The organism is Thalassospira sp. UBA4513 (assembly GCF_002388495.1).
GTDB classification, from domain to species: Bacteria; Pseudomonadota; Alphaproteobacteria; order Rhodospirillales; family Thalassospiraceae; genus Thalassospira; species Thalassospira tepidiphila.
On sequence record NZ_DGMR01000039.1, the window covers coordinates 438769 to 444623 of the forward strand.

At 55.5% G+C, this 5855-nt stretch carries 4 protein-coding genes; 1 reads left to right on the forward strand and 3 read right to left on the reverse strand.

Annotation, left to right across the window (positions count from 1 at the left end; translation table 11 throughout):
• Positions 1-407 (reverse strand): alcohol dehydrogenase catalytic domain-containing protein (locus B2T33_RS18885; RefSeq protein WP_286792880.1); only part of this gene is annotated, 407 nt, incomplete at its 3' end.
• A gap of 291 nt (positions 408-698) precedes the next feature.
• Between B2T33_RS18885 and B2T33_RS18890 the strand changes: the two genes are divergently transcribed.
• On the forward strand, positions 699-2756 hold the full coding sequence (locus B2T33_RS18890; RefSeq protein ID WP_197146044.1) for a protein meaA: 2058 nt from the start codon (positions 699-701) through the stop codon (positions 2754-2756).
• 83 nt (positions 2757-2839) lie between these two features.
• Here B2T33_RS18890 and B2T33_RS18895 read toward each other — a convergent pair whose 3' ends face one another.
• Both B2T33_RS18895 and rnhA read right to left on the reverse strand, forming a co-directional pair.
• Positions 2840-5200 (reverse strand): putative bifunctional diguanylate cyclase/phosphodiesterase, encoded by a 2361-nt coding sequence (locus B2T33_RS18895; RefSeq protein WP_008889181.1) that lies wholly within the window; start codon positions 5198-5200, stop codon positions 2840-2842.
• A gap of 268 nt (positions 5201-5468) precedes the next feature.
• A partial coding sequence (gene rnhA / locus B2T33_RS18900) for a ribonuclease HI (protein WP_286792881.1) occupies positions 5469-5855 on the reverse strand: 387 nt, incomplete at its 5' end.

Genomic DNA, 5855 nt, shown 5'->3' on the forward strand with positions numbered 1-5855 from the left:
TCGCCATCATCCTGGTTGCAGTGAATGACAACTTCGTCACCGACTTTCCAGCGGGTGACTTTCGAACCAACCGCCCAAACGATGCCCGATGCATCCGATCCGGCAATGTGGAACGGGCAATCATGGACGTTGAAGACCGAGATCGGTTTGCCAAGGGATGCCCAGACACCGTTATAGTTCACCCCGGCCGCCATCACGAGAACAAGCACTTCATGGCTGTCGGGTTGGGTCACCGGCAAAACTTCGCACTGCATGGCCGTATCGGGCTCGCCATGGCGTTCTTCGCGAATCGCCCATGCATACATATTCTTTGGCACATGGCCCAATGGCGGGATTTCGCCAATTTCATAAAGATCTTTTTCTTCCTGACCGCCACGGAAAGGCAGCACTTCAGCAGACGTATTCATGGCCTTCACTCCTTGTTCGGGGTCGATCCGGTTTGCAGGGTAATTAAATTACCAATGCTGCGTTGCGGTCGACGGATCCTCCAAGCCACGGAATTTATTTTATTTTCCCCGGGCATCTCCCGGTTTCCTGCGGAATTTCAGCAAGGATAACCTGGGCGATATTTGTTTTCGCTTTTATCGCGTTGCACAAATTGTTATATAATTACCCAAGTGATGTCTAGTAGATAATTTAATAACGTTCAGGCGTAATTATCGTAAAGACATTGAGTAATAAAAATACAAGAGGTCGCGATGTCGATGGAAAACAAGCGCAACGCAGCAAAGCCGGAACGCGATCGCCCGTGGCTGATCCGGACCTATGCCGGGCACAGCTCCGCACAGGCATCGAATGCGCTATATCGTCAGAACCTGGCAAAGGGGCAGACCGGGCTTTCGGTGGCCTTCGATCTGCCGACCCAGACGGGGTATGATTCTGACCATGTTCTGGCACGCGGCGAAGTCGGCAAGGTCGGCGTTCCGGTGTCCCATCTGGGTGACATGATGACGTTGTTTGACGGTATCCCGCTTGATCAGATGAACACGTCGATGACGATCAACGCACCAGCCGCCTGGCTTTTGTCGCTTTATATTGCGGTGGCCGAAAAGCAGGGCACCGCGCGCGCCAGCCTGCAGGGCACGACCCAGAACGACATCATCAAGGAATATCTGTCACGCGGGACGTATATTTTTCCGCCAGCGCCCAGCCTTAAGCTGATTACGGATGTCGCGGCCTTTACCTATCGCGAGGTTCCGAAATGGAACCCGATGAATGTGTGCTCCTACCATCTGCAGGAAGCCGGGGCGACGGCCGAGCAGGAGCTGGCCTATGCGCTGGCAACGGCGATTGCGGTTCTGGATGCGGTGCGCGATTCGGGTCAGGTGCCCGAAGAGGACTTTGCCAAGGTGGTCGGTCGCATTTCGTTCTTTGTGAATGCCGGGATTCGCTTTGTTACTGAAATCTGCAAGATGCGGGCATTCTGCGAACTTTGGGATGAAATCACCCGTGATCGTTACTGCATCGAAGACGCCAAATATCGCCGGTTCCGCTATGGCGTTCAGGTCAACTCGTTGGGCCTGACCGAACAGCAACCCGAAAATAACGTCTATCGTATTCTGATCGAGATGCTGGCAGTGGTTCTGTCAAAGAATGCGCGGGCGCGCGCCGTGCAGTTGCCCGCCTGGAACGAGGCCCTTGGCCTTCCGCGTCCATGGGATCAGCAATGGTCGCTGCGCCTGCAACAGATCATGGCCTATGAAACCGATCTTCTGGAATATGAAGACCTGTTTGATGGCAACCCGGCGATTGAACGCAAGGTCGGCGCGCTTAAGGAAGGTGCGCGGGCAGAACTTGCAAAGATTGATGAGATGGGCGGGGCGATTGCCGCAGTTGATCGCGGCTATATGAAACAGGAACTGGTGCGGTCCAACGCGCTGCGTCTGGCCGATATCGAAAGCGGGCTGACAAAGGTGATCGGTGTAAACGCCTTTACCGAAACCGAACCTTCGCCGCTGACATCGGGGGAAAAGTCGATCCTGACCGTCGATGACATGGCCGAACAGGACCAGATCGAAAAACTTAAAGCCTGGCGGTCAGAGCGCAATCAGGCCGAAGTCGATGCCACGCTGACCGATTTGAAGTCAGCCGCCAGCGAAGGTCGCAACATCATGGAAAGTTCCATTGCCTGCGCCCATGCCGGGGTCACCACCGGCGAGTGGTCGGAAACCCTGCGCGACGTGTTTGGCGAATACCGTGCGCCGACCGGGATTACATCGATGATCGTGACCGGGGATGCCGAAAACCTTCAGGATTTGCGCAAACGCGTTGATGAGGTTTCCGACAAGCTTGGCGAACGTATGAAGATGCTGGTCGGCAAGCCGGGTCTGGATGGTCATTCCAACGGCGCCGAACAGATTGCGGTCAAGGCGGGCGAAGCCGGGATCGAGGTTTTGTATGAAGGCATACGCTGGACGCCAGAGGAGCTGGTGCGCAATGCCATCGAAGACGGCGCGCATGTCATCGGTCTTTCGATCCTGTCCGGGTCGCATGTGCCGCTGGTGCGTGAAGTGGTCAACGGGCTGCGTGCCCAAGGGGCCGGTCATATTCCGGTCGTTGTCGGCGGGATTATCCCGGAATCTGATATGCTGGTGCTGCGCCAGATGGGCGTTTCCGCGGTCTATACCCCCAAGGATTATCAGTTGGCCAAGGTGATTTCCGAGATTGTTGATCTTGTGGATCGCAAGTCATCTGACAAAACAGCGGTTTCATCAAATGGTGCCAGCGATGCGCATGGGGATGCAGCGCTTTATTAACGTCCATGCGGGCAGAACCATCTGACAAAAAAACGGTCGGACCCAACAACGGGTGCGACCGGTTCTTTTTGGATGTGCCCGGATCAGGACTTGGCTGAAACAGTTTCCTGTTCGGTGCCATGGCGCTCGTTGACCCAGCTTTCAAAGGTCGAGGCGGGCAGTGGTTTGGAGAACAGGAAGCCCTGGATAAAGTCGCAGCCCTTTTCCTGCAGATAGACAAGCTGTTCGACTTCTTCCACGCCCTCGGCAACGACTTCGAGGTTAAGGCTGTGGCCAAGGCCGATGACGGCATCGACAATCGCCTTGTCATCGACATCGACATGAATGTCGTTCACGAAGGATCGGTCGATCTTGATCGAGGTCACCGGGAAACGTTTGAGATAGTTCAGCGACGAATAGCCGGTGCCAAAATCATCAATCGCGATCAGAACACCAAGTTCCTTGAGTTCCTTGAGCGTCGAGACGGCCTTTTCCGGGTTGTTCATCAGAATGGATTCGGTGATTTCAAGTTCCAGCGTGCCATGCGGCAGGGCAGTTTCCTTGACGATCTTGGTCACACTATCAACCAGTTCGGCATCCTGGAACTGTGCCGGGGACAGGTTGACGGCAATCCGAAGATCGGAAAGTGATGAGTCGCGCCAGATGCGTGTCTGACGGCAGGCCTTTTCAAGAACCCATGCACCCAGACGGTTGATCAGGCCGCATTCCTCGGCAACGGAAATGAATTCGCCGGGCAGGATCAGGCCGCGTTCCGGGTGATGCCAGCGTACAAGCGCCTCGGCACCGACGACGCGTTCGGTGCGGCAATCGATTTTCGGCTGATAGTAAAGTTCGAGTTGATCGTGTTCGAGCGCGTTGCGCAGATCTTCCTCGATGGTTTTGCGTTCCTTGACCCGTTCGTGCATCGACGGCAGGAAGAAGCGGTAATTATTGCGCCCTTCGGCCTTGGCGGCATACATCGCCATATCGGCGTTCTTGACCAGCTGTTCGGGGTTTTCGCCGTCTTCCGGGAACAGGGTGATACCGACACTGGCGGTCGAATGCAGGCGGATGCCGCGGCAATCAAATGGCTGGCACAGCTCGTCAATGATGCGTTGGGCAAGGGCGATGGTGTCTTCGATGTTCTGGACATCGGTCTGGATGATTGCGAATTCATCGCCACCAAGGCGGGCGGCGGTATCCGAATCCCGGATGATACGCGACAGACGCTGCCCCATTTCCTGGATCATCAGATCGCCAACATCGTGGCCGAAGTGGTCGTTGATATCCTTGAACCGGTCAAGGTCGACAAACAGAACCGTCACGCCGCGCTGGAAACGACGGGCCGACAGCAGCGCCTGACGCAGGCGGTCAAGGAACAGGGTGCGGTTCGGCAGGCTGGTCAGAACGTCATGGACCGCAAGGTGACGCATGCGGGCTTCGGTCTGTTTACGTTCGGTAATATCGGTGTAGGTCGCAACGTAACCGCCGCCCGGCATCGGGTTGTGATCAACCTGAATGACACGACCATTCGGGCGGGTCCGTTCCATGCGATAGGGTTCACGACGCCGGGCAATCGCAACGCGGTCGGAAATCAGTGCCTGAATGCTGACATCGCCGTATTCGCCGCGTTCGCCGTTATAGCGCAGGATATCGGAAAGCGGGGTGCCTTCCTTGACCAGATCGCGCGGCAGGTTCAGCAATTCGATATAGCGTTCGTTCCAGACCATCAGGTTCAGGTCCTGATCGAACAGACAGATGCCCTGACCGATATTGTGAAGGGTTGCTTCCAGCAGGGCCTGTTTGCGCTGGGCTTCTTCCTGCGCCTGCCCCTGAAGGGCGACCATTTCATTATATTCGCGGATCAGAAGCCCGAGTTCGTCCGAGCTGTTCCATTCCACCGGACGGCGCAGACGGCCGTGCTTGGTCATTCGAATGGAATGCAGCAATCGGTTGAGTGGTTCCTTGATCGAGCGTTTGTTGGCGATCAGAAGGCTTGCGGCCACGACCGAGATCAAAAGCCCGAACAGGATCATGTCGATCGCAATACGGCGGAACAGCAAATCCTGAACGCGGGCGTCGGTGAAGTAAATCACCAGTTCGCCAACGTCATGGCGGACGTTGTTGCGTTCGAAATAGACACGGCGCGAAAGTCGAAGCGTGTCGGTCAATTCGGATTGCGATACGCCGGTATGGGCAAATTCGGTGCCGTCTGCGCCCAGTGCCTGCACGGCAACGATGTCGCGATCGCGCGCCATGGCGTTTAGGGCAGATTCAATATTATCGACGTCGAGATACCAGAAAGGTGTGGCCAGAACGCGGGCGTTGATGTCGGCGGTCTGTTCGACTTTGCCATTCAGGTCGTCGCGCAGCACCTTGTAGCTGACATAGCCAAAGACGATGAAAAGCGCGAGCGAGAACAGCGAAACCAGCGGCAATGCGATAAACAGCAGCCGACTGCTCAAGGACTTTCGTTGTAAAAACCCGTACGATCCGCGTGACAAGCGTTCTCTCCCTGACACCCACTTTAGGCTAGTCGAATATAATGTACTCGACCTTTGTATGGGTGCCAACACCCCCTTGAATTAGTCTCAAGTCAAACCGCAACTTGATGAAAACGCAAGTTTGATTTCGTTAAACATTCAATTATCTGACACAAGCCAGCAAAGCTATTTATCTTGTAGCGAAGTCCCTCAGCTTCAAGCGGTTTTCCCGATAACCGCGAAAAATTCGTTATCGGGGCACGGCTTGGCGGGCCAATTCGTCGCATCTTTCGTTTTCCGGGTGACCGGCATGACCCTTGACCCAGTGCCACTCGACCTTATGCGGTTCAAGGGCTTGGAGCAAACGTTGCCATAGTTCCACATTCTTGACCGGCTTTTTATCGGCGGTTTTCCAGCCACGTTTCTGCCAGCCGAAAATCCATTTGGTAATGCCGTCGCGGACATAGCTGCTGTCGGTGTAGATATCGATGACACAGGGACGTTTCAGGGCTTCCAGCGCACTGATGGCCGCCATCATTTCCATACGATTGTTGGTGGTTTCCGGATCGCCGCCCGACATTTCCTTTTCGACACCCTTGAAGCGCAAAATAGCGCCCCAGCCACCGGGGCCGGGATT

Excerpts from the sequence above, each read along its gene's own strand:
- B2T33_RS18890 (WP_197146044.1), top strand. The coding sequence starts at position 699 with ATGTCGATGGAAAACAAGCGCAACGCAGCAAAGCCGGAACGCGATCGC.